Source organism: Pseudomonas sp. MD195_PC81_125, assembly GCF_014060985.1.
In the GTDB taxonomy this organism is placed as follows: domain Bacteria; phylum Pseudomonadota; class Gammaproteobacteria; order Pseudomonadales; family Pseudomonadaceae; genus Aquipseudomonas; species Aquipseudomonas parakoreensis.
On record NZ_JABULD010000105.1, the window covers coordinates 1 to 1541 of the forward strand.

Below are 1541 nucleotides of genomic sequence, written 5' to 3' on the forward strand. Positions count from 1 at the left end.
ATGGACTGCGCAGCAGTCCCCCGGTTTAAGGAAAAGCTGGGGCCGCTTCGCAGCCCATCGGGGATAAATCCCCTCGCCACAAGGTATGATTCGACAATACTGAAGCCGCAATCTTCAGGAGTTTCCCCAATGCCCACCATCGAACTGCACCCCGCCCACCGCGACGAACTGCAAACCATCGAAAACCTCATGCAGTTCTACATGTACGACTTCAGCCAATGGCTACCACTGAAACTCGGCGAACATGGCTTCTTCAGTATTCAGCCGAAAGACGACTACTGGCGCAATCCAGCTACCCAACCTTTCCTGATCCGCATCGACGGCGAACTGGCCGGGTTCGTGATCGTCGACAATGACACCCGCATCGACGGCACTGAATACAACATCAGCTACCTCTTCCTCACCCGACGCTTCCGTGGCCAAGGCGTCGCGCAGTTTGTCGTCTCTGCCCTCTTGAGTCGTTTGCCCGGTCAGTGGCAGATTTTTCATATCGACGCCAACCTGCCTGCACGGCACTTCTGGGCCCGGTTGATCCCCAAATTGAGCGGTGGTGAGTTCGTCCGCCAGCAGCGTTCGGTCGACGGTTATCCCTGCACCTTCTACATCTTTCACAGCCCCGCGTCCGTTGCCTGAACGGAACTTTTCTCATTCCAAAACAGCTTTGTCCGACAATATGTAGTGATCAAAAATAATCACTACAAAACCGTTGACGGCGTCGTTGTGCTTTTGCATGATGAAGGCGTTCCCCGATCGGGAACATCGGTAACACGCTTGAGCAAACTCGTCTGACCGCCGAGTTGTTTTTTCCGGATACACGCTGCCCACAAGGCAGATTGAAGAAGCTGACCTGGCCTGAACGTCCAGTACAAGGACGAGAAGCGCTGGCGAAAATTCTCAAGATGCTTGTGGTCGACCCTGAAAACGTCGTCAAGGAGCCTCCCGGTTTTCGCTGCTTCTCCTCGTTGTGACGCTATTGCGTAGCAGTTATTCAACACGACTACATGCAACAGACGCATGACCCCGTATTTCTCACGGGCGACCGCTGACGTCCTGGTTTCGGTGCCAGGGATCAACTAACCGATGGGCTACCTGTATTAGCGAATCAACTTTGAAAGATCACCAGACTGGTCAAGGGGCAAACATCATGAATCTGAACAATCAACCTACTATCGAAGAACTGGCTCGTATGTTCGCGGCGCAAAAAGACAGCCACGACAGCCACATTCTCTGGATCAGCAAGTCGGGTCAGGTGCATATCGACTGCCTGTCGCCCCACGCTGGTGAAGAAGAATTCGACCGCAACAACCAGAACCTGCTGGCCCGCCTGAAGATGTACCGCCGTGGCCACGGTTATGTCGGCAAAAAAGCCGCGGCCGATAAAGACTTCATCGGCAATGTGCTGCAGACGCTGAAACAGGCGTGGGATTCGATGCAGAACAAGAATGAAGTTCGGGTGATTGACCGGTTTTGCTGAGTTACAACTTCAATAAATAAAAAGGGCCTGCTTCCAAAAGAAGCAGGCCCTTTTTATTGCTCCCTGA

At 53.2% G+C, this 1541-nt stretch carries 2 protein-coding genes; both read left to right on the forward strand.

What is annotated here, in order from left to right; all coding sequences use genetic code 11:
* The first annotated feature begins 129 nt into the window (after positions 1-129).
* Positions 130-633, forward strand: a complete 504-nt coding sequence (locus tag HT737_RS04750) for a GNAT family N-acetyltransferase (RefSeq protein ID WP_182401664.1) — start codon at positions 130-132, stop codon at positions 631-633.
* A 511-nt stretch (positions 634-1144) separates the two neighbouring features.
* Positions 1145-1474 (forward strand): hypothetical protein, encoded by a 330-nt coding sequence (locus tag HT737_RS04755; protein ID WP_047293552.1) that lies wholly within the window; start codon positions 1145-1147, stop codon positions 1472-1474.
* Positions 1475-1541: the final 67 nt, after the last annotated feature.